At 69.4% G+C, this 22,604-nt stretch carries 15 protein-coding genes; 12 read left to right on the forward strand and 3 right to left on the reverse strand.

Going from position 1 to position 22,604, the window contains the following annotated elements; all coding sequences use genetic code 11:
* Positions 1–79: 79 nt before the first annotated feature.
* The 3 genes from ACF08M_RS31900 (at position 80) to hflX (ending at position 5,460) form a co-directional block, all read left to right on the forward strand.
* Positions 80–2,233: a RelA/SpoT family protein gene (locus ACF08M_RS31900; protein WP_392188738.1), complete on the forward strand. Its 2,154-nt coding sequence runs from the start codon at positions 80–82 to the stop codon at positions 2,231–2,233.
* Positions 2,234–2,341: 108 nt separating this feature from the next.
* Positions 2,342–3,796: a M1 family metallopeptidase gene (locus tag ACF08M_RS31905; protein WP_392188739.1), complete on the forward strand. Its 1,455-nt coding sequence runs from the start codon at positions 2,342–2,344 to the stop codon at positions 3,794–3,796.
* Between the two features lie 143 nt (positions 3,797–3,939).
* Positions 3,940–5,460 (forward strand): GTPase HflX, encoded by a 1,521-nt coding sequence (gene hflX, locus ACF08M_RS31910; RefSeq protein WP_392188740.1) that lies wholly within the window; start codon positions 3,940–3,942, stop codon positions 5,458–5,460.
* 350 nt (positions 5,461–5,810) lie between these two features.
* Here hflX and ACF08M_RS31915 read toward each other — a convergent pair whose 3' ends face one another.
* The gene (locus tag ACF08M_RS31915; RefSeq protein WP_392188741.1) at positions 5,811–7,031 is read right to left on the reverse strand and encodes a trypsin-like serine peptidase; all 1,221 of its coding nucleotides are present in this window, start codon (positions 7,029–7,031) and stop codon (positions 5,811–5,813) included.
* A 328-nt stretch (positions 7,032–7,359) separates the two neighbouring features.
* Between ACF08M_RS31915 and ACF08M_RS31920 the strand changes: the two genes are divergently transcribed.
* The 5 genes from ACF08M_RS31920 to ACF08M_RS31940 all read left to right on the forward strand — a co-directional run bounded on the left by ACF08M_RS31920 (position 7,360) and on the right by ACF08M_RS31940 (position 15,617).
* Positions 7,360–8,727, forward strand: coding sequence for a diaminobutyrate--2-oxoglutarate transaminase family protein (locus ACF08M_RS31920; RefSeq protein WP_392188742.1), 1,368 nt, complete (start codon positions 7,360–7,362; stop codon positions 8,725–8,727).
* 29 nt (positions 8,728–8,756) lie between these two features.
* Positions 8,757–10,646, forward strand: a complete 1,890-nt coding sequence (locus ACF08M_RS31925; RefSeq protein ID WP_392188743.1) for an IucA/IucC family protein — start codon at positions 8,757–8,759, stop codon at positions 10,644–10,646.
* A gap of 43 nt (positions 10,647–10,689) precedes the next feature.
* The gene (locus ACF08M_RS31930; protein WP_392188744.1) at positions 10,690–11,496 is read left to right on the forward strand and encodes a GNAT family N-acetyltransferase; all 807 of its coding nucleotides are present in this window, start codon (positions 10,690–10,692) and stop codon (positions 11,494–11,496) included.
* 78 nt (positions 11,497–11,574) lie between these two features.
* Positions 11,575–13,596 carry an IucA/IucC family protein gene (locus tag ACF08M_RS31935; RefSeq protein ID WP_392188745.1) on the forward strand — a complete coding sequence of 674 codons (2,022 nt, stop codon included), beginning with the start codon at positions 11,575–11,577 and terminating at the stop codon, positions 13,594–13,596.
* A gap of 50 nt (positions 13,597–13,646) precedes the next feature.
* Positions 13,647–15,617 (forward strand): ATP-dependent DNA helicase, encoded by a 1,971-nt coding sequence (locus tag ACF08M_RS31940; RefSeq protein ID WP_392188746.1) that lies wholly within the window; start codon positions 13,647–13,649, stop codon positions 15,615–15,617.
* Positions 15,618–15,726: 109 nt separating this feature from the next.
* Here ACF08M_RS31940 and lexA read toward each other — a convergent pair whose 3' ends face one another.
* Positions 15,727–16,521 carry a transcriptional repressor LexA gene (gene lexA / locus ACF08M_RS31945; protein WP_093898912.1) on the reverse strand — a complete coding sequence of 265 codons (795 nt, stop codon included), beginning with the start codon at positions 16,519–16,521 and terminating at the stop codon, positions 15,727–15,729.
* A 556-nt stretch (positions 16,522–17,077) separates the two neighbouring features.
* On the opposite strand from lexA, the gene nrdR reads away from it, so the two are divergent.
* The gene (gene nrdR, locus ACF08M_RS31950) at positions 17,078–17,590 is read left to right on the forward strand and encodes a transcriptional regulator NrdR (RefSeq protein ID WP_093898913.1); all 513 of its coding nucleotides are present in this window, start codon (positions 17,078–17,080) and stop codon (positions 17,588–17,590) included.
* Between the two features lie 160 nt (positions 17,591–17,750).
* A complete protein-coding gene (locus ACF08M_RS31955; RefSeq protein ID WP_392188747.1) occupies positions 17,751–20,645 on the forward strand; it encodes a vitamin B12-dependent ribonucleotide reductase in 2,895 nt (964 codons plus the stop codon).
* Between the two features lie 288 nt (positions 20,646–20,933).
* Here the strand turns inward: ACF08M_RS31955 and ACF08M_RS31960 are convergent, their stop codons facing one another.
* Positions 20,934–21,470, reverse strand: coding sequence for a TerD family protein (locus ACF08M_RS31960; RefSeq protein ID WP_392188748.1), 537 nt, complete (start codon positions 21,468–21,470; stop codon positions 20,934–20,936).
* Positions 21,471–21,654: 184 nt separating this feature from the next.
* Between ACF08M_RS31960 and ACF08M_RS31965 the strand changes: the two genes are divergently transcribed.
* Both ACF08M_RS31965 and ACF08M_RS31970 read left to right on the forward strand, forming a co-directional pair.
* Positions 21,655–21,834, forward strand: coding sequence for a hypothetical protein (locus tag ACF08M_RS31965; protein ID WP_392188749.1), 180 nt, complete (start codon positions 21,655–21,657; stop codon positions 21,832–21,834).
* Positions 21,835–21,867: 33 nt separating this feature from the next.
* The gene (locus tag ACF08M_RS31970) at positions 21,868–22,473 is read left to right on the forward strand and encodes a YdbC family protein (RefSeq protein ID WP_392188750.1); all 606 of its coding nucleotides are present in this window, start codon (positions 21,868–21,870) and stop codon (positions 22,471–22,473) included.
* Positions 22,474–22,604 lie beyond the last annotated feature (131 nt).

Consider the following 22,604-nt stretch of genomic DNA (forward strand, 5'->3'; position numbering starts at 1 on the left):
GGGCTCGGTAGCATCAAGCACCGGCCCGGAGGCGCGCCCGCGCCTTCCCACCGCCGGTCGACGTCGCCGGAGGTGCCCCATGAGTGCAGAGGCCGCCAACCCAGGTGCTCCCGTCCGCAGACGGGGCCGGCCCCGGATCGATCTCCGCAGGCTCGGCCGCGTCGCGCTGCTGGGCCCCGTATCCCGGGACCGGCTGCCCGACGCGATCGGCCATGTCGCCGAGGCGCATCGGGCCCACCACCCGGATGCCGACCTCTCCGTCCTGCACCGGGCGTACGTACTCGCGGAGTCCTCGCACCGCGGGCAGATGCGCAAGAGCGGCGAGCCGTACATCACGCACCCGCTCGCCGTCACGCTGATCCTCGCCGAACTCGGCGCCGAGACCACGACACTCACCGCCTCGCTGCTCCACGACACCGTCGAGGACACGGAGGTGACCCTCGATCAGGTACGGGACCAGTTCGGCAAAGAGGTCTGCTACCTCGTCGACGGCGTCACCAAACTCGAAAAGGTCGGCTACGGGGCAGCGGCCGAACCGGAGACCTTCCGCAAGATGCTGGTCGCCACCGGGGACGACGTCCGGGTGATGTCGATCAAGCTCGCCGACCGGCTGCACAATATGCGCACCCTCGGCGTGATGCGCCCCGAGAAACAGGTCAGGATCGCCAAGGTCACCCGTGACGTCCTGATCCCGCTCGCCGAACGGCTCGGCGTCCAGGCACTCAAGACCGAGCTGGAGGACCTCGTCTTCGCGATCCTCCACCCCGAGGAGTACGAACACACCCGCGCACTGATTGCCGCCGCGCCGACGCGGCCGGACGCCCCCGGCGGCGCCGCCCGGGACCCGCTCGCGGCCATCGCCGAGAACGTCGGGGCGGTGCTGCGGGAGGCCGGAATCCCGGCGGAGGTCGTCATCAGGCCGCGCCACTACGTCTCGGTGCACCGGGCCCGGATCAAACGCGGCGAACTGCGCGGCACCGACTTCGGCCGCCTGCTGGTCCTCGTCGGTGAGGACGCCGACTGCTACGCCGTGCTCGGTGAACTGCACACCTGCTTCACCCCGGTGATCTCCGAGTTCAAGGACTTCATCGCCGCCCCCAAGTTCAACCTGTACCAGTCACTGCACACCGCGGTCGTGGGCTCCGACGGGGCGGTCGCCGAAGTCCTCATCCGTACACACCGGATGCACAAGGTCGCCGAGGCAGGGGTCATCGCCCTCGGCAATCCGTACGCCGCGGACAGCGGCTCCGGGACCCAGACCGCCGAACCCTCGGACGGAGAGCGTGCCGACCCGACCCGGCCCGGCTGGCTTTCCAGGCTCCTCGCATGGCAGCAGTCCGCCCCGGACTCCGACACCTTCTGGACCACGCTCCGCGCCGATCTCGCCCAGGACCGGGAGATCACGGTCTTCCACACCGGCGGCGGCACGCTCGGGCTCCCCGCCGGGGCCAGCTGTGTCGACGCCGCCTACGCGCAGTACGGGGACGCGGCGCACAGCTGCATCGGCGCCCGGGTCAACGGTCGGCTGGCCACCCTCGGCACCGTACTGAGCGACGGTGACACCGTGCAGCTGCTGCTCGCCGAGGACGCCGGATCCGGTCCCTCGCCCGACTGGCTCGACCACGCCCGCACCCCCGCCGCCCGCATCGCCATCACGGGCTGGCTCGACGCCCATCCCGAGGACGCCCAAAGTCCGCACAGCGGCAGGCCCGCGGAGCCAAGGCCGCCCGGACCGCAGCCCCAGGGGTCCACTCCGGGCGGCGGCAGGACCGGGGACGGCACCGCGGGCGCCGTGGTGGACCGGCCGGATGCGACCGTACGTCTCGCGGGCTGCTGCACCCCCGTACCCCCCGACGCCGTCACCGGGTTCGTCGTGCGCGGCGGAGCCGTCACCGTGCACCGGCTGAAGTGTTCCGCGGCGTCCCGGATGCAGTCCGTCGGCCGGGTGCCGGTCCCGGTGACCTGGGGCGATGTGGCCGGGTGCCGGGTCACCCTGGTCGCGGAGTCCTTCGGACGGCCCCGGCTGCTCGCCGATCTGACCGAGGCGATTGCCACGGCGGACGCGGCGGTCATCTCCGCCACCGTCGAACCCCCCAGCGAACAACGCGTCCGGCATACCTACACCTTGCAGCTCCCCGACGCCGCCGGGCTCCCGGCGCTGATGCGCGCGATGCGTGACGTTCCCGGGGTGTACGACGTGAGCCGCGTCCGGCATCCGGCAGCCGCCGTCTGATGCCTCGTCGGATTGCGCCGCACAGCGCCATCCGCCGCGGCGGTCTCGTTCGAGTGGCGCGGCGCGCGCCGCACCTGTCACGGCGGGAGTCGCTGGTAGCGGTAGTTCATGCCGTTCATCTCCCGCCGCCTGCGGGCCGCCCTGCTGGCCACCGCATCGGCCGCCCTCATTGCCGCCGCCCTCCCCGCTCCCGTGCCGCTCGGCATCGGCGATCCCCTCTTCCCGCACCTCGGCAATCCCGGGTACGACGTCCTCTCGTACGACATCGGACTGACCTACCGGGGCAGCAACAGCGAGCCGTTGGAGGCCGTGACCACGATCGACATGCGGACCACCGAGCCGCTGGACCGGATCAATCTCGACTTCACCCGGGGTACCGTCCGTACGGTCGAAATCAACGGTCTGCGCGCCGACTTCGCCGTGGCGGACGAGGACCTGGTCATCCAGCCGCCCGGCCGGCTCCCGGCCGGAGTGCCACTGCGCATCACCGTCCGGCACACCAGCGACCCGCGCGGCGACCGGGAGAGCGGCGGCTGGGTGCGTACCGCCGACGGACTGGCCATGGCCAATCAGGCCGACGCCGCGCACCGGGTCTTCCCGAGCAACGACCACCCCGCCGACAAGGCGTACTTCACCTTTCGGATCACCGCCCCCGAGGACCTGACGGTGGTCGCCAACGGCCTGCCCGCCGGCAGGACCCGGCACGGTGCCGAAACCACCTGGACCTACCGGACCGAACACCCCATGGCCACCGAACTGGCCCAGGTCACCATCGGCCGTTCCACCGTCCTGCGACGCACCGGGCCGCACGGACTGCCGGTGCGCGACGTGGTGCCGAGCGCCGACCGCGAGCGGCTGGAGCCCTGGCTCGGCAAGACCCCCGCCCAGCTGGAGTGGATGGAACAGCAGGTCGGCCGCTATCCCTTCGAGACGTACGGGCTGGTGATCGCCGCCACCGAGACCGGCTTCGAGCTGGAGACCCAGACGCTCTCACTCTTCGAACGGTCCCTCTTCACCAAAACCGCCTACCCCGAGTGGTATGTCGACTCGATCATGGTGCACGAGCTCGCCCACCAATGGTTCGGCGACAGCGTTTCCCCGGACACCTGGTCCGATCTGTGGCTCAACGAGGGACATGCCACCTGGTACGAGGCACGCTACGCCGAGGAGCACGCAGGCAGAACGCTGGAACGCCGCATGCGTGAGGCGTACGTCAAGTCCGACGGCTGGCGCGCGGCGGGTGGCCCGCCGGCCCGCCCCGACATCCCGGCGCCCGGACAGAAGCTCAGCCTGTTCCGGCCGGTGGTGTACGACGGCAGCGCACTGATCCTCTACGCGCTGCGCCAGGAGATCGGCGAGAACGCCTTCGACCGGCTGGAGCGGAGCTGGGTGCAGCAGCACCGCGACGCCAACGCCGCCACCGCCGACTTCGTACGGCTGGCGTCGCGGACCGCGGGCCGCGACCTGACCTCATTCTTCGACGGCTGGCTGTACGGCGCGAAGACCCCGCCGATGCCGGGGCACCCGGACTGGCACAGCACCAAGCCCGCCGGAAAGCGATAAACCCGGGTGACGGGCTGGGCGGACCATGCCACTATCGACGGGTCGCCGCAGCGTCCCGACCGCGGATTCCCGGCAGCGGGAATCATCCGGAGAGGTCACGCGTTGTGACTGATGTAACGGACTTCCATCGACGTAAGGATCCAATGACCTCCTCTTCTTCCCTTCCCCAGGACGCGCAGGAAGCGCAGAGCGCCACGGAGAATGTCACCGAGAGCCTCACCGAGAGCCTTCGGGCCGACGCCCTGATGGAAGAGGACGTCGCCTGGAGCCACGAGATCGACGGAGAACGGGACGGCGAGCAGTTCGACCGCTCCGAGCGCGCCGCGCTGCGGCGTGTGGCGGGACTCTCCACCGAGCTCGAGGACGTCACCGAGGTCGAGTACCGGCAGCTGCGCCTGGAGCGTGTGGTGCTGGTCGGTGTCTGGACGTCGGGGACCGTACGTGACGCGGAGAATTCCCTCGCCGAGCTGGCCGCACTCGCCGAGACGGCGGGTGCTCAGGTACTCGACGCCGTCTTCCAGCGCCGCGACAAGCCCGACCCCGCCACCTACATCGGCTCGGGCAAGGCGCTGGAGCTGCGCGACATCGTCCTCGAATCAGGGGCCGACACCGTTGTCTGCGACGGTGAGCTCAGCCCTGGTCAGCTGATCCATCTGGAAGACGTCGTCAAGGTCAAGGTGGTCGACCGGACCGCCCTGATTCTCGACATCTTCGCCCAGCACGCCAAGTCCCGGGAGGGCAAGGCGCAGGTTTCGCTGGCACAGATGCAGTACATGCTGCCGCGGCTGCGCGGCTGGGGTCAGTCGCTCTCCCGTCAGATGGGCGGCGGCGGTTCCAGCAGCGGTGGCGGCATGGCCACCCGCGGTCCCGGTGAGACCAAGATCGAGACAGACCGGCGTCGGATCCGCGAGAAGATGGCGAAGATGCGCCGGGAGATCGCGGAGATGAAGACCGGCCGCGAGATCAAGCGCCAGGAGCGCAAGCGCAACAGAGTGCCGTCGGTCGCCATCGCCGGCTACACCAACGCGGGCAAGTCCTCACTGCTCAACCGGCTGACCGGTGCGGGTGTCCTCGTGGAGAACGCGCTGTTCGCCACCCTGGACCCCACCGTGCGACGGGCCGAGACGCCGAGCGGCCGGATCTACACCCTGGCCGACACGGTCGGGTTCGTTCGGCATCTGCCGCACCACCTCGTCGAGGCATTCCGCTCCACGATGGAGGAGGTCGGTGAATCCGACCTGATCCTGCACGTGGTGGACGGCTCGCACCCGGTGCCGGAGGAGCAGCTCGCCGCGGTGCGCGAGGTGATCCGCGAGGTGGGCGCGGTGGACGTGCCCGAGGTCGTGGTGATCAACAAGGCGGACGCGGCCGATCCGCTGGTGCTGCAACGGCTGCTGCGCATCGAGAAGCACGCGATCGCCGTATCGGCGCGTACCGGTGCCGGTATCGATGAGCTGCTCGCGCTCATCGACACCGAACTGCCCCGGCCCTCGGTCGAGATCGAGGCACTCGTTCCGTACACCCAGGGAGGGCTCGTCTCCCGGGCGCACGCCGAGGGAGAGGTGATCTCCGAGGAACACACGTCGGAGGGCACCCTGCTCAAGGCGCGGGTCCATGAGGAACTGGCGGCCGACCTCTCCTCGTTCGTCCCCGTGGCGCACTGACCGCAGCAGCTGGTACGGCTCTGTACGGACCGATGGCCCGCTCCCCTCGTCGGGAGCGGGCCATCGGGCGTTCGGGCTCCGGGCGTGCCGGTGGCTGCTACCGGCCGGCGGACTTCTCGCTCATCGTGGTGAAGACATCCTGTGCACCCTTGCCCCGGCGGGGTCCGGCGAGCCGGCCCGAAGTCCCCCGGGCCGACCAGCGCGAGCTTCATGCCGGTGCGGACCGTGCTCCGCGCCACGCGGAAACGGCCCGCCCGGAGCACCGGAAGGGCCCCCGGCGGGCAACTGCCGCACGGGGGCCCCGATGGACCGTCGCCGTCACCCGGATCGTGCCGGGTGACGGTCCGTTGTCACTGTCCCGCGTACTTCTTGCTGACCGACTCGTATACGTCCTTGGCCTCCTTGCCGAACCGCGGTCCGGCCAGCCAGCCGGCCGTCACCGGGCCGATGGAGGTGTTCGAGACCAGCGCGGGCTTGCCGTCCTGGCCTGCCGCGACCCAGCCGCCACCGGAGGCACCGCCGGTCATGGTGCAGCCGATGCGGTACATCGTGGGGTCCTGTGCGGTCAGCGAGAGCCGGCCCGGCTTGTCCGCGCACTGGAACTCCTTCTGGCCGTCGTACGGCGGTGCGGCCGGGAAGCCGGTGGCCGTCATGCTGTCGATCTTCGGCACGGCCGGGGCGTTGAAGTCCACGGGCAGCGCGGAGCCGACCGTCTCCTCCAGGGACTTGCCCGTCGAGCCCTTCTCCGGCGTGACATGCAGCACCGCGAAGTCGTACGGAGCGCCCTGCCCGCCGACCGAGGACCCCTGCGAGATCCACTGGTCGGACGTCTCCGCCCACTTGCCCCACCACACGCCGTAGGGCGCGATCTCCTGCTTGGTCGCCTTCTCCAGCCCGGCCGTCGGCAGGCCACCGTTGTTGTACGACGGTACGAAGGCGATGTTGCGGTACCAGCCGCCCTTCTTGCCGGCGTGCACGCAGTGTCCGGCGGTCCACACCAGATTGGACTTCCCGGGGTGCGCCGGGTCCTTCACCACGGTCGCGGAGCAGACCATGGAGCCCTCGGGACTGTCGAAGAGCAGCTTCCCGGACTCCGCGGCGTTGGCGTGGTACGGCGTCCGGACATCAGTGGCCTGGACCGGGGTGGGCGTCGGGTCCGTCACGCCCACGTCGCCCGAGATGTCATTGTCGACCGGCTTCTCCGGCGCCTTGTCGGCATCCCGCATCCGGTCCGGGTCCCAGAGGCCCTCGATGATCGGGTTGACGAAGTCCTTGGCCTCGCGCAGCCACTTGTCCTTGTCCCAGTTCTTCCACTCGCCGTTCTTCCACTGGTCGAGGTCGACCCCGTGTTCCTTGAGCCGGTCCTTCAGATCGTCCGGAATGGTGATCTTGCCGTCCGAGGCCTGGCCGGCCTGGTTGCTCGACTTGTCACTCGCGTTCTCCTCGTCCGGTCCGCAGGCCGTGGCGGTGAGCGCGAGGACCGCGGCGACCGCGGCCACGGCGAGCGTCGAGGAACGCGTGCGGCGCGTGTGCCCCCGACGGGTGGCGGGAACTGGTCGAATGAGTCGCATGTGGTGATCCCCCTGGGACTTCGTAACTCAACGCTTCTGTACTGCACTTCGGCACTGCTCCGGACCGTCCGTTTCGACGTCCGGCCGGCAATCGAAAAGATGCCCGAGCCCTCCGTGCGGCCCCCACTATGCCGGTGCCGATGGGGACGGTATGCGGCAGGGCCACGGTTCCGCCACCGCAAGGATCTTCGGATGTGCCCGTGATCCGCTGCACCCGGCGTCGTTGGTACGTACGAGGGACTTGAGGACAGCGTTCATCCCTGCAGTCCGTCCCTGTGCCGACGTACCGACGTGCAACGCAACTGTTACAGCGAAAGGACCAGCAGCCGTGGCCGTGACCGAACCAGCTCCGGTGGTGCACGAGGGGATCCTGCGCCGCCAGTCGCTGCGTGAATCCGCTGCCCGTACCTACGCGCGTTCACTGCCGATCGTGCCGGTACGGGCCCGTGGGATGACCATCGAGGGCGCGGACGGGCGGCGATATCTCGACTGTCTCTCCGGGGCCGGAACCCTGGCCCTCGGGCACAACCACCCGGTGGTCCTGGAGGCGATCAGGAAAGTGATCGACTCGGGCGCGCCGCTGCATGTGCTGGACCTCGCGACCCCGGTCAAGGACGCCTTCACCACTGAGCTGTTCGCCACCCTGCCGAGGCGGTTCGCCGACAACGCCCGGATCCAGTTCTGCGGACCGGCCGGCACGGATGCCGTGGAGGCGGCGTTCAAGCTGGTCCGCGCCGCGACCGGCCGCAGCGGACTCCTCGCCTTCACCGGCGCCTACCACGGCATGACGGCGGGAGCCCTGGCCGCCTCGGGCGGCGCCGAGGACGTCCGGGTGACGCGGCTCCCCTTCCCGCAGAACTACCGCTGCCCCTTCGGCGTCGGCGGCGCCCGCGGTGCGGAGATCGCCGCCCGGTGGACCGAGAACCTCCTGGACGACCCCAAGGGCGGCTCACCCGCGCCGGCCGCGATGATCCTCGAACCGGTGCAGGGAGAGGGCGGTGTGAACCCCGCCCCCGACGACTGGATGCGCCGGATGCGTGAGATCACCGGGACCCGGTCCGTCCCCCTGATCGCCGACGAGGTCCAGACGGGCGTGGGCCGCACCGGTGCTTTCTGGGCGGTCGAGCACAGTGGGATCGTGCCCGATGTGATGGTGCTCTCCAAGGCCATCGGCGGTTCCCTCCCGCTCGCGGTGATCGTCTACCGCTCCGAGCTCGACACCTGGCAGCCGGGCGCCCACGCCGGTACCTTCCGGGGCAACCAGCTCGCCATGGCGGCCGGTACGGCCACCCTCTCCTTCGTGCGGGAGAACCACCTCGCCGAGCGCGCCGCGATGCTCGGCGCCCGGATGCTCGCGCGCCTCCAGGCACTGGCCACCGACCACCCGTCCATCGGAGACGTCCGCGGACGGGGCCTGATGATCGGGGTGGAGCTCATCGACCCCGAGGCCGCACCGGAGGGCGGCAGCCCGGAGCCGCCGCCCGCCCCGGCCCTCGCCGCCGCCGTCCAGCAGGAATGCCTGCGCCGTGGGCTCATCGTCGAACTCGGCGGACGCCACTCCACCGTCGTACGTCTCCTCCCGCCCCTCACCCTCACCGACGAACAGGCGACAGCGGTTGTGGACCGTCTCGCCGACGCCCTGGCAGCCGCCGAGCGCCTGCCGCACCGCAGGACCACGACCGGGTCGATCCGCTGACCCCGGACACCCTCACAAGGAAGACCGCCGTGAACCCCACCCCCGCGCCCCAGGCCGACGGCCCTCCCCCCACCGAGCAGCGAGGACAGGCCGGACACACCGGCAATCTCGTCGTCGAGCAGACCACCGTGCCGCGCCAGAAAGCGGCGCCGCACGACGAGTGGTACCCCCCGAAATGCCCGGACACCGGTGAGACAACCGCCGACCTCCTCGACCATCCCGACCCGCTCCGGGCCGCCGACACGGCGGGCGTGGAGAACCTGCTCCGCTGCTGGGTCCGGGAGAGCGACCTCCCCCGGCCGGTCGGGGACATGCTCCGGATCCCCCTCCCCGCAAGCGGAACCGCTCTGCTCGTCCCCGTCGTCTACTGGTCCGTCACGGGCTGGCACCGCTTCGGTACGCCTGCTCTGGAGACGGCGGCCGAAGGAGCACCCGCCGTCGACGCCGTCACGGTCGCCGCCCTCCTGGGCCGCGAGGCCGACCACCACGAAGGCGCCGACATGGTGGCCCGGGTCGCCGACTCGGTACGGCGAACGGCCGGCTTCATCGCAGAACGACGCCGTACCCCCGGCGCCCCGGCCGAAGCGGACCTCTTCCTCACCGCCGAGCAGTCACTCGTTCTCGGTCACCCGCTCCACCCCACACCCAAGAGCCGCGAGGGCCTCTCCGACTCCGAATCCCGCCGCTACTCACCCGAGTTGCACGGCTCCTTCCCCCTGCACTGGATGGCCGTCGACCGGTCCGTACTGGCAGCCGACTCCGCCTGGACCGACGGAGGCCGTCCCGTGCCGGCCACGGAACTGGTCACCTCCCACACCCAGGGGCTGCGGCTCCCCGACAACACCGCACCGATTCCGCTCCACCCCTGGCAGGCCCGTGAACTCGGACACCGGCCCGAAGTGATCGCCCTGCTCGATGCCGGACTCCTCCACGACCTGGGACCTCACGGGAAGCACTGGCACCCCACCTCCTCCGTCCGTACCGTGCACCAGCCCGGCGCCGAGGTCATGCTCAAGCTCTCCCTCGGCGTTCGCATCACCAACTCCCGGCGGGAGAACCTCCGCAAGGAACTCCACCGCGGAGTCGAGGTCCACCGGCTCCTCCGCAGCGGACTCGCCACGCAGTGGCACGCCGTCCACCCGGGCTTCGACATCGTCCGTGACCCCGCCTGGCTCGCCGTCGACGGCCCGGACGGCGAACCCGTCGCAGGCCTCGACGTGATGCTGCGCCACAACCCGTTCGGTCTGTACGACGACGCCGTCTGTATCGCCGCGCTCACCGCCCCTCGCCCCCTGCCCGGCTGGACCGGCATGCGCTCGCGCATCGCCGAGATCGTGCTCTCCCTGGCCACCGCCACGGGAAGAACCGTGGGGGCCGTCGCCACCGAGTGGTTCCTGCGTTACCTCGACCGCGTCGTACGCCCCGTACTGTGGCTCGACGCCCAGGCCGGCGTAGCCCTCGAAGCCCACCAGCAGAACACCCTGGTGCTGCTCGACCACCACGGCTGGCCCGTCGGTGGCCGATACCGCGACAACCAGGGCTACTACTTCCGGGAGTCCCACCGCGCCGCGCTGGAACAGCGGCTCCCCGGCATCGGATCGGTCAGCGACACCTTCGTCCCGGACACGGTCACCGACGAACGCTTCGCCTACTACCTCGGCATCAACAACGTGCTCGGGTTGATCGGAGCCTTCGGTGCCCAGGACCTCGCCGACGAGCACGTGCTCATCGCCGCGTTCCGCCGGTTCCTCGGATCGGCCACCGCACTGGGCTCCCCGCTGCCCGCACATCTGCTGGACAACCCCCACCTGCGGTGCAAGGCCAACCTGCTGACCCGGTTGCACGGCCTCGACGAACTCGTCGGCCCTGTCGACACCCAGTCCGTCTACGTCACCATTGCCAACCCGCTGTACGCCTGAAGGGCATGACCACCGCCTGAACCGCCGAGAGGAGAGCGACACCGTGGCTCCCGCCGATGCCCACACCGACGCCGGTCCCGGACCTGCCCCACAGACCGACACGGGCGCCGAGGACACCCTGGACCTGCCGCTCTCCGAGGAACTCCTCGCCGTGTTCGAGGCGGACACACCGGCCACCGGGGCACGACCACCAACGCCCGACGCGTCCGCGTCATCCGCACCTGATGGCGCGGGCCCGACCGGGCGCCCGCAGGTGTCCCCGAACGGGCCGGACTCCTCCGATCTGCTCGACCACCCGGCCGACTGGGGACCGGTGGCCACCCCGGCCGGAGTGTTCCAACTCGTCCCCGTGCGGCTGGAACGCGACCTCCCCGTTGTCACCCGCTGGATGAACGATCCGGCGGTCGCCGCATTCTGGGAACTCGCCGGCCCCGAAGCGGCCACGGCCGCTCACCTGCGTCCTCAACTCGAAGGCGACGGACGCAGCGTCCCGTGCCTGGGCGTGCTGGCAGGCATCCCCATGAGCTACTGGGAGATCTACCGGGCGGATCTCGATCCGCTGGCGCGCCACTACCCCGCTCGCCCGCACGACACCGGAATCCACCTTCTCATCGGCGGGGTGAACAACCGTGGACGCGGCGTCGGCACGACTCTGCTCAGGGCCGTCTCCGACCTCGTACTCGACAACCGCCCCCTGTGCGCGCGGGTTGTCGCAGAGCCCGACCTGCGCAACACCCCTTCCGTCTCCGCCTTCCTGAGCGCCGGCTTCCGCTTCTCCGCCGAAGTCGAACTCCCGGACAAACGAGCTGCCCTGATGGTCCGCGACCGAAGCCACCGTGCCCTGCTGTGAACGAACTGAACGAACTGAACGAACCGTTGCATTGCGTAAACCGCTCGAACCCGATCGGTTCCACCCCGAGGAGTCCCCGTGCCGAAATATCCTGCGAGCGATGATTCAGCGGTGTCCACCGCGCTGCTCAGCACGCCAGAACTCAACCGGACGGCCTGGGACGGAGCCGCCGCCCGACTGCTCGCGAAGATGCTCGGTCAATTCGCCTACGAGGAAGTCATCGAGCCGGAAGCCTTCGGGCGAAAAACCGTCGACCGGGAAGGCCCCGAGCCGGTCGGACAGCCCGACGGAGGCCATACGTACACCCTCGCGCTCGACGACGGCGGAATGCTGAGCTTCAGCGCCCGGCGGGGTGTGTACGGGGGCTGGCAGATCGCCCCCGATTCGATCCTGGAGACGGCCGGAGCCCCCCGGGCAGCACCGGCGGGAGCGCCCGGCGGGAACCACCGGGACGCGCGCACGGAGACGACACGCCACAGCGACGGGGACACACCCGCAGAACCGGCGCGTGCCCCTGGTCGCGGTGCGCTCGCCGACCCGCTCCAGGACCGCGGCACCGGCGCCGTCCCCTTCCGCGACCCGCTGAAGTTCCTCATCCGTGCCCGCCACCTCCTCGGGATCGACGGCGCCACCCTCGGCCACCTCATTCGCGAGATCACCACCACCCTCGCCGCCGACGCCCGGCTCGATCACACCGCGCTCTGTGCCGCCCGGCTGGCCGATCTCGACTACGCCGAGCTGGAAGGGCACCAGACGGGCCACCCCTGGCTCGTCGCCAACAAAGGGCGCCTGGGCTTCTCCGCCACCGACGCCTCCCACTACACCCCCGAGGCCCGCAGGCCGGTCGGTCTGCCGTGGATCGCCGTCTCCACCCGGATCGCCGCCTACCGCGGAGTGCCCGGTCTGGCCGCCCCCGGCCAGTTGTACGCACAGGAACTCGACCCGTCGGTCCGCGACTCCTTCGCGGCCGTGCTCCGCGCCCGCGGCCTCGATCCGGACGACTACCTCTGTCTTCCTGTGCACCCCTGGCAGTGGGACGAATGGATCGTTCCGGTCTTCGCCGCGGCCATCGCCGCAGGCGACATCGTTCCGCTCCACACCGACGCGGACCTCCGGCTGCCGCAGCAGTCCATCCGCACCTTCAGCAATGTGAGCCGCCCCGACCGGCACACCGTCAAGCTGCCCCTGTCGATCCTCAACACGCTGGTCTGGCGGGGGCTGCCGACCGAACGCACCCTCGCGGCTCCCGCGGTCACCACCTGGGTCCAGAGCCTGCGCGACCGGGACCCCTTTCTGCGCGACACCTGCGGCGTCATCCTGCTCGGCGAGGTCGCCTCCGTGACCGTCGAGCATCCGCTCTACGACCACCTCCCCGAGACGCCGTACCAGTTCAAGGAGATCCTCGGCGCGATCTGGCGGGAACCTCTCCAGCCCCGGCTCGCGCCGGGTGAACGGGCCCGGACCCTGGCCTCGCTGCTCCACACCGACCCGCAGGGCCGCGCCTTCACGGCCGAGCTCGTCGCCCGCTCGGGACTGACCCCCACTGCCTGGCTGACCCGGCTCTTCGCCGCGCTGCTTCCGCCACTCCTCCACTTCCTCTACCGCTACGGCACCGTGTTCTCCCCGCACGGCGAGAACGCCATCGTCGTCTTCGACGAACAGGACGTCCCGGTGCGCCTGGCGATCAAGGACTTCGTGGACGATGTGAACATCAGCGCCCGGCCGCTGCCGGAGCACGAGTCGATGCCCCAGGACGTACGTCGCACCCTGCTGGCCGAGGAGCCCTCCTTCCTCACCCAGTTCATCCACGCCGGACTGTTCGTCGGTGTCTTCCGATTCCTCTCCCCGTTGTGCGAGGAACAGCTGGGGGTACCGGAGGCCGATTTCTGGTCACTCGTGCGGGCCGAGATCCTGCGCTATCACGCCCGCTTTCCCGAGCTCAAGGAGAGGTTCGAGATGTTCGACATGCTGACACCCCGCATCGAACGTCTCTGTCTGAACCGCAACCGTCTGCACGTGGACGGGTACCGGGACCGTCCCCGGCGCCCGCACGCAGCCATCCACGGGACCGTTCCGAACCCGCTCCACCCCTCCGCCTGAGTCCGGGAGTGATCGCCGTTGTCAGTGGTGCCCCGTAGGGTGGTCGGGCTATGACGAAGCCATCCCTCCCCGAGCTCCTGCACGCCGCCGTGTCCGCCGTCGGCGGTACGGAACGGCCCGGCCAGGCCGCCATGGCCGCAGCCGTTGCCGAGGCCGTCGACGACAACTCCCATCTGCTCGCCCAGGCCGGCACCGGCACGGGCAAGTCCCTCGGCTACCTGGTGCCCGCGCTGGCGCACGGGGAGCGCGTCGTGGTGGCCACGGCGACCCTGGCGCTGCAGCGCCAGCTCGTCGAGCGCGACCTCCCGCGTACGGTCGACGCCCTGCATCCGCTGCTCCGCAGGCGCCCCCAGTTCGCCATGCTCAAGGGCCGCTCGAACTACCTCTGCCTGCACCGGCTCCATGAAGGAGTGCCGCAGGACGAGGAGGAGGGGCTCTTCGACCAGTTCGAGGCCGCGGCCCCGTCGAGCAAGCTCGGCCAGGATCTGCTCCGGCTGCGGGACTGGTCGGACGAGACCGAGAGCGGCGATCGCGACGACCTCACCCCGGGCGTCTCCGACCGTGCCTGGGCACAGGTCTCGGTCTCCTCCCGTGAATGCCTCGGCGCCAGTAAGTGCGCGTACGGGGCGGAGTGCTTCGCGGAGCTGGCCCGTGAGCGTGCCAAGCTCGCCGATGTCGTCGTCACCAATCACGCCCTCCTCGCGATCGACGCCATCGAGGGTGCCCCGGTGCTCCCGCAGCACGAGGTTCTGATCGTCGACGAGGCGCATGAGCTGGTCTCCCGGGTCACCGGAGTGGCGACCGGCGAGCTCACCCCCGGCCAGGTCAACCGCGCGGTGCGCCGAGCGGCGAAGCTGGTCAACGAGAAGGCCGCCGACGCCCTGATGACCGCGTCGGAGGGCTTCGAGCGGGTGATGGAGCTGGCGCTGCCCGGACGGCTGGAGGAAGTCCCCGAGGACCTCGGCTACGCACTGCTGGCGCTCCGGGACGCCGCGCGTACGGTGATCTCGGCCCTCGGTGCCACCCGAGACAAGTCCGTCCAGGACGAGGACGCCGTCCGCAAACAGGCCCTGGCATCGGTGGAGACGATTCACGGCGTCGCCGAGCGCATCACCCAGGGCTCGGAGTACGACGTCGTCTGGTACGAGCGGCACGACCGGTTCGGCGCCTCCGTGCGGGTTGCTCCGCTCTCCGTCTCCGGACTGCTGCGCGAGAAGCTCTTCGCCGAACGGTCCGTCGTCCTCACCTCGGCCACGCTCAAGCTCGGCGGGGACTTCAACGGAGTGGGGGCGTCGCTCGGACTCGCTCCCGAAGGCATGGCAGGCGACGACAGTCCGCAGTGGAAGGGGCTCGACGTAGGGTCGCCGTTCGACTACCCCAAGCAGGGCATCCTGTACGTCGCCAGGCATCTGGCCACGCCCGGTCGCGAGGGCTCGCGCACCGACATGCTGGATGAACTCGCCGAACTGGTGGAAGCGGCGGGCGGGCGCACCCTCGGGCTGTTCTCGTCCATGCGGGCGGCCCAGGCCGCCGCCGAGGAACTGCGCGGCCGGCTCGACAAGCCGATCCTGTTGCAGGGCGAGGAGACCCTCGGAGAGCTGATCAAGAACTTCGCGGCCGACCCCGAGACCTGTCTCTTCGGTACCCTGTCGCTCTGGCAGGGCGTCGATGTGCCCGGGGCCAGCTGTCAGCTGGTGGTCATGGACCGGATCCCGTTCCCGCGTCCCGATGACCCGTTGATGAGCGCACGCCAGAAGGCGGTCGAGGAAGCCGGCGGCAACGGGTTCATGGCGGTCGCGGCGACGCATGCCGCGCTGCTGATGGCTCAGGGCGCCGGCCGACTGGTACGGGCCACCGGCGACAAGGGCGTCGTCGCGGTGCTCGACCCGCGGCTGGCCAACGCGCGGTACGGCAGCTATCTGCGTGCCTCGCTGCCCGATTTCTGGTATACGACCGACCGCAACCAGGCGCGCCGCTCACTGGCGGCCATCGACACGGCAGCCAAGGCCGACGGCCGGTAGCCCGTCCGCCGGGGGCACGGTGTCTGTGTGCGCCTGCGGCGGATGTGACACGGAAGGACCCCGGGATCGGCGCAGTGGATCCCGGGGCCCGGTTGAAGCCGGCGAGTCTTCACACCCGCCGCAGCACCGCCACCACCTTGCCGAGAATCGTCGCCTCGTCACCCGGAATCGGCTGGTACGCGGAGTTGTGGGGGAGCAGCCACACATGGCCGTCCTCCCGCTTGAAGCGCTTGACCGTGGCCTCGCCGTCCAGCATGGCTGCCACGATGTCGCCGTTCTCCGCGACGGGCTGGCGGCGTACGGTGACCCAGTCGCCGTCGCAGATTGCCGCCTCGATCATCGAATCACCGACGACCTTGAGGACGAACAGCTCTCCGTCACCGACCAACTGGCGGGGGAGCGGGAAGACGTCCTCGACCGACTCCTCGGCGAGGATCGGCCCACCGGCTGCGATCCGGCCGACGAGCGGTACGTACGACGCCGCGGGCTTCCCGGTCGTGTCGGTGGGCTGCGAGCTGGGCTGGTCCGAGCCACGGACCTCGTACGCCCGTGGGCGGTGGGGGTCGCGACGGAGGAAGCCCTTGCGCTCCAGGGCCATCAGCTGATGGGCGACGGAGGACGTGCTGGACAGGCCCACCGCCTGACCGATCTCCCGCATCGAGGGCGGGTACCCGCGCCGTTGCACGGAATCCCGGATCACCTCGATCACTCGCCGCTGCCGGTCCGTGAGCCCCGAGCTGTCCGCTCGGATTCCTGGAGGTCGGCCGGGCAGCGAGCGCGCTGGGCGCACAGGCTCGGGTCCCTCCGTGTTCGTGACTGAGTCATTCATGGCATGCACCGGCTCGAGTCGGCTCTGGGAGCGGTCCTGGGCAGTGATGGTGGCACTGTCTGCGGTGGTGGTCACGTCGGCCCCTCTCGAATGGTCTCCCTAGCTGGACAACGGTAGTAGCTTTCGAAAGGTTGCGCCAAACACACGTTCGAGTGAAAAACAAATAAAAGTCTGCCGTGTATTCACTGCTGGGTGTATGCGCGACGCCGAGACGGCCGGATTTCGCTCGGGGGCGACCGGCTGACCCCCTCGGCAATTCGGATCATTACGCTAGCGTCCGCCGGTGCGGCGTCGCCACGCGGGGTCGTCTCCCGGTCGGCGTCCGGGCCCGGCGGGCGGTGTTGTCCGGGTCCGACAGGCGAGGCCCCGAAGTCCTGGCGGCCGCGCGTTTCCCGTAACCTCGTGCTCGGCCGTACGCTGCCTGCCGACCGCCCGCGACGCGCGACACGCGCTGGGGCCGAATGCGCGACCAAACCCAAGATCTAGTGGTTGGATTGCTCCAGCCGCCCAGAAGTTGTGGTCCCTGGTCCGCCGGGGGTGCGGCCATCGCCTATGCTTGAGACTGCTTCGAGGGGTCCTGTCGGGCCCTGAAGAGGCTATTCAGTCGTGCTGTGAAGGAGGGTTGGGAGCCATGCACTGCCCCTTCTGCAGGCACCCCGACAGCCGGGTCGTCGACAGTCGCACCACCGATGACGGCACGTCCATCCGCCGTCGCCGCCAGTGTCCCGACTGCTCCCGCCGTTTCACGACGGTGGAGACCTGTTCGCTGATGGTGGTCAAGCGCAGCGGTGTGACCGAACCCTTCAGCCGTACCAAGGTCATCTCCGGCGTGCGCAAGGCATGCCAGGGGCGGCCGGTCACCGAGGACGCCCTCGCCAAGCTCGGCCAGCGGGTCGAGGAGGCGGTGCGTGCCACCGGCAGTGCCGAGCTGACCACCCATGACGTGGGCCTGGCCATTCTCGGCCCCCTGCAGGAACTCGACCTCGTCGCGTACCTGCGCTTCGCGTCCGTGTACCGGGCGTTCGACACGCTTGAGGACTTCGAGGCGGCCATCGCGGAACTCCGTGAGCGGCGGCCTCCCGTGGAGGAACGCGGGAGGGGCGAGACTCTCGAGGTCCCCGTTCCCGCCGTCGCCGCCGACTGATCGGCACCGGCCGATCGGCACGGTTCCGTAGACCGGCGGCAGGGCGGCTTCATAGACCTGCTCCGGGCGCTTTGCGTGGCGTCCGAAGCATCAGAGACAGACAGTGCCCCGGGAAGTTCTGGGCACTTTAGGGTGTTTTTGCCCACATATGGGAGGCGGCATGACAGAGACGGCGAGCGGCCCGGCACGAGGTTCCCGAGCCAAGGGATCCAAGTCGAGCAAGGGTCTGCGTATCGAGCGCATCCACACCACCCCCGGCGTGCATCCGTACGACGAGGTGGCATGGGAGCGCCGTGACGTCGTCATGACCAACTGGCGCGACGGCTCGATCAACTTCGAGCAGCGTGGCGTCGAGTTCCCCGACTTCTGGTCGGTGAACGCGGTCAACATCGTCACCAGCAAGTACTTCCGCGGGGCCGTCGGCACCCCGCAGCGCGAGACCGGTCTGCGACAGCTCATCGACCGGATCGTGAAGACGTACCGCAAGGCCGGCGAGGACCACGGCTACTTCGCCTCTCCCGCGGACGCCGAGATCTTCGAGCACGAGCTGGCGTACGCGCTCCTGCACCAGATCTTCAGCTTCAACTCGCCGGTCTGGTTCAACGTCGGCACACCTCAGCCGCAGCAGGTATCCGCCTGCTTCATCCTGGCCGTCGACGACTCCATGGAGTCGATCCTCGACTGGTACAAGGAAGAGGGCATGATCTTCAAGGGCGGCTCCGGTGCCGGCCTGAACCTCTCCCGCATTCGCTCCTCCAAGGAGCTGCTGTCCTCCGGCGGCAACGCCTCCGGGCCGGTCTCCTTCATGCGCGGTGCCGACGCCTCCGCCGGAACGATCAAGTCCGGTGGCGCCACCCGGCGTGCCGCCAAGATGGTCATCCTCGACGTCGACCACCCCGACATCGAGAACTTCATCGAGACCAAGGTGAAGGAAGAGGAGAAGATCCGCGCCCTGCGCGACGCGGGCTTCGACATGGACCTGGGCGGCGACGACATCACGTCCGTCCAGTACCAGAACGCCAACAACTCGGTCCGTGTGAACGACGAGTTCATGAAGGCCGTCGAGTCCGGCGGCAAGTTCGGGCTGCGGGCCCGCATGACCGGTGACGTCATCGAAGAGGTCGAGGCGAAGTCCCTCTTCCGCAAGATGGCCGAGGCGGCCTGGGCCTGCGCCGACCCGGGCATCCAGTACGACGACACGATCAACCAGTGGCACACCTGCCCGGAGTCCGGCCGGATCAACGGCTCGAACCCCTGCAGCGAGTACATGCACTTGGACAACACCTCGTGCAACCTGGCCTCGCTGAACCTGATGAAGTTCCTCAAGGACGACGGCAAGGGCAACCAGTCCTTCGAGTCCGAGCGCTTCGCCAAGGTCGTCGAGCTGGTCATCACCGCGATGGACATCTCCATCTGCTTCGCCGACTTCCCGACCCAGAAGATCGGCGAGAACACCCGCGCCTACCGTCAGCTGGGCATCGGTTACGCCAACCTCGGCGCCCTGCTGATGGCGACCGGCCACGCGTACGACAGCGACGGTGGCCGCGCCCTCGCCGGTGCGATCACCTCGCTGATGACCGGTACCTCGTACAAGCGATCCGCCGAGCTCGCCGCGGTCGTCGGCCCGTACGACGGCTACGCCCGCAACGCCGAGCCGCACCAGCGCGTCATGAAGCAGCACGCCGACGCCAATGCCGCGGCCGTCCACATGGACGACCTGGACAACCCGATCTGGGCCGCCGCCACGGAGGCCTGGCAGGACGTGGTCCGTCTCGGTGCGAAGAACGGTTTCCGCAACGCGCAGGCCTCGGTCATCGCGCCCACCGGCACCATCGGTCTCGCCATGTCCTGCGACACCACCGGCCTCGAGCCCGACCTCGCCCTGGTCAAGTTCAAGAAGCTGGTCGGCGGCGGCTCGATGCAGATCGTCAACGGCACCGTCCCGCAGGCCCTGCGGCGCCTGGGCTACCAGGAGGAGCAGATCGAGGCGATCGTCGCCCACATCGCCGAGCACGGCAATGTGATCGACGCCCCCGGTCTGAAGACCGAGCACTACGAGGTCTTCGACTGCGCGATGGGCGAGCGCTCCATCTCCGCGATGGGCCACGTGCGCATGATGGCCGCGATCCAGCCGTGGATCTCCGGCGCGCTCTCCAAGACGGTGAACCTGCCGGAGACGGCCACCGTCGAGGACGTCGAGGAGGTCTACTTCGAGGCGTGGAAGATGGGCGTCAAGGCGCTCGCGATCTACCGCGACAACTGCAAGGTCGGCCAGCCCCTCTCCGCGAAGACCAAGGAGAAGGAGAAGGCGGAGGTCACGGCCAAGGCCGAGGAGACCATCCGCACCGCGGTCGAGAAGGTCGTCGAGTACCGTCCGGTCCGCAAGCGTCTCCCCAAGGGACGTCCCGGCATCACCACGTCGTTCACGGTGGGTGGCGCCGAGGGCTACATGACCGCCAATTCCTACCCGGACGACGGTCTCGGCGAGGTGTTCCTGAAGATGTCCAAGCAGGGCTCCACCCTCGCGGGCATGATGGACGCCTTCTCCATCGCCGTCTCGGTCGGTCTGCAGTACGGCGTCCCGTTGGAGACGTACGTCTCGAAGTTCACCAACATGCGCTTCGAGCCGGCCGGCATGACGGACGACCCGGATGTGCGGATGGCGCAGTCGATCGTCGACTACATCTTCCGCCGCCTCGCGCTGGACTTCCTGCCCTTCGAGACCCGCTCGGCCCTCGGCATCCACTCGGCCGAGGAGCGTCAGCGTCATCTCGACACCGGTTCGTACGAGCCCTCCCTGGAGGACGACGAGCTGGACGTCGAGGGTCTGGCCCAGTCTGCCCCGTTGCGGACGGAGCCCCTGAAGGCGGTGGCCCCCGTGCGGGAGGCCGAGAAGCCGGCGCCGAAGACGGCGCACACCTCGGCGGAGCTCGTCGAGATGCAGCTGGGCATCAGCGCGGACGCGCCGCTCTGCTTCTCCTGCGGTACGAAGATGCAGCGCGCCGGGTCCTGCTACATCTGCGAGGGCTGCGGCTCGACCAGCGGTTGCAGCTGATCCTGGGCACCCTCAGGGGGTGAACCGGGGTGGTGGAGCCGGGTTCCCGGCTCCACCACCCTCGTCGTCCGTGCCGTCCCGGCAGTTGTGTCTCCTGCAACAGGATGCCTGCGGAAACGCCAGTCGCGGCGCCCGACCACGAGCGCAATCGGCTCCAGCGCGGACAACGCGCTGGTCAGTTGCTCGCACAAAGGGGACCGACCGACGGTCGGTCCCCCTCGCCGTGCCATGGAAGCGGTGGGCGGGAACGCTCGGCCGACCCCCGTACGGAGCGTGTCGCGCGACGCGTCACGCTCCGGGTGAGCGGCTTCCCATCATTTCGGCGAACGCATCGGGGTCGCCGTCGAAGCCCCGGACCGTACCGTGGAACTCCCAGACACCGGAGGCACCGCGGACGAACTCGGCGACGGTCGCGGCGGTGGCGGCGCCGACCGACGAGAAATCGTCCTCCGCCAGATTCGTGTAGCCCTCCCTGACCTGTACGCCGGTGTTCGGAATTTCGGCGAACGTCTTGCGACCGTCACGCTGTTGAATGGCGACGCCGACGACGACCCGGGTGTACGTGGTCGACAACCGGTCCAGTTCCAGCGTCATCACCTCGTCGAACCCGAAGCCCTGGCCGGTCCTGCTGTCGCGGTTGAGATTGATGGTGCCGTCCGGTGAACGGCTGTCGAAGTGCACGAGATACGCCGGACTGCCGTACGGCGCGTCCGCGAAGTAGGTCCCCGCGATGATGTCGAGGTCGTGGGCCGGGGCACCCGGAGGACTGGGATCCCATTTGACCCTGACTTCGACCTTCTCGATGTCCTTGTTGGGCGTGCTCATCGGACTTCCCTCCCTGGTTTGCCGCTGACCGTCGGGCTGTTCATAACACCCGATCATGTCCGCAACCGGCCGTGGATCCAACCGGCTTGGTCATCGGTGACGGAATCGGGCCACTGTCGGTTCGCCGGCTCAGCGCGGAATGCGGCGTGGCGGTCGTTGCCGGACCTCTTCCCGGAAGGCCTCGATGGCGCTGGAGAGCGCGATGGGGAGTCCCGCGTTAGATGTCGAAGCCGCCGCCGACCCCCGCGACGAGGACGCGCTCCGCGGATTCGAGCCGAGAGAACAGGGGGTTGGCGTGCAGAGAGGCCTGGTGATCATTCTGCGGTTCACTGCGATCGGATCGGTGTACTCCATCAGGGGGTGACCCGTGCCACGTTCGGCACCGTACGATGGCGCGGTGCTGGTCAAGTGGATTCGTTGCACCGTGGTGGACCGACGAGGTTTTGAACGGGGGCAGCGAGAGTGGGCGGGGCTGCTGGGTGAGCCGGGGTTCAGGGGACAGGGCGGCGGGTGGAGCCGAGGGCATCCCGAAGTGGCGCATGTCTTCGCCTTCTGGGAGAACCGCGTCTTCTACGACTCGTTCATGGCGCGTGCCCACGACCGGCTGGCCATCGCGCAGTCCGGTACGTACAACAGCATCCAGGTCAAGCTGTTCGAGTACCGGTTCGATGTGAAGACCGGCTTCGAGCCGCGCTTCACCGACGCGGATGTCGTCAGGGTGGCGCACAGCAAGGTGCATGAGGACCGGGTCGAGCATTTCGCGTTGATGCAGGAGAGGGTGTGGAACCCGGCGATGGCCGGATCGCCGGGCATGCTGCGGGGGGTGTTCGGAGAGGCTCCGGGGCACGAGTTCCTCGTGCTCTCCATGTGGCAGTCGAGCGCCGAGCGCGGTAAGTACCGGGCAGGCAGCATCGAACGGCTGACGCAGCGGGCGCAGACGGAGGACGATGTGGCGGCGGTGACGGGAGACGTCGTGCAGCTCGAGCCGTCGTGGACGGTGTGACCGGCCGGGCGGCCGGGGCGGTTCGGCCGAGTCGTTGGATGCTCTTATGGATGTCAAGCAGCGGTTGCGAGGTGACTCGGGGCCGCTGCGGTGGCGTTCGTGATGGTCAGGACGTGGTAGATCTCGCGGGC

Source organism: Streptomyces sp. NPDC015032 (assembly GCF_043080425.1).
GTDB lineage: Bacteria > Actinomycetota > Actinomycetes > Streptomycetales > Streptomycetaceae > Streptomyces.

Coding starts and splice junctions, on each gene's coding strand:
- ACF08M_RS31905 (WP_392188739.1), top strand. CDS start 2,342: ATGCCGTTCATCTCCCGCCGCCTGCGGGCCGCCCTGCTGGCCACCGCA.
- hflX (WP_392188740.1), top strand. CDS start 3,940: ATGACCTCCTCTTCTTCCCTTCCCCAGGACGCGCAGGAAGCGCAGAGC.
- ACF08M_RS31940 (WP_392188746.1), top strand. CDS start 13,647: ATGACGAAGCCATCCCTCCCCGAGCTCCTGCACGCCGCCGTGTCCGCC.
- ACF08M_RS31915 (WP_392188741.1), bottom strand. CDS start 7,031: ATGCGACTCATTCGACCAGTTCCCGCCACCCGTCGGGGGCACACGCGC.
- ACF08M_RS31900 (WP_392188738.1), top strand. CDS start 80: ATGAGTGCAGAGGCCGCCAACCCAGGTGCTCCCGTCCGCAGACGGGGC.
- ACF08M_RS31960 (WP_392188748.1), bottom strand. CDS start 21,470: ATGAGCACGCCCAACAAGGACATCGAGAAGGTCGAAGTCAGGGTCAAA.
- ACF08M_RS31955 (WP_392188747.1), top strand. CDS start 17,751: ATGACAGAGACGGCGAGCGGCCCGGCACGAGGTTCCCGAGCCAAGGGA.
- ACF08M_RS31965 (WP_392188749.1), top strand. CDS start 21,655: ATGGCGCTGGAGAGCGCGATGGGGAGTCCCGCGTTAGATGTCGAAGCC.
- nrdR (WP_093898913.1), top strand. CDS start 17,078: ATGCACTGCCCCTTCTGCAGGCACCCCGACAGCCGGGTCGTCGACAGT.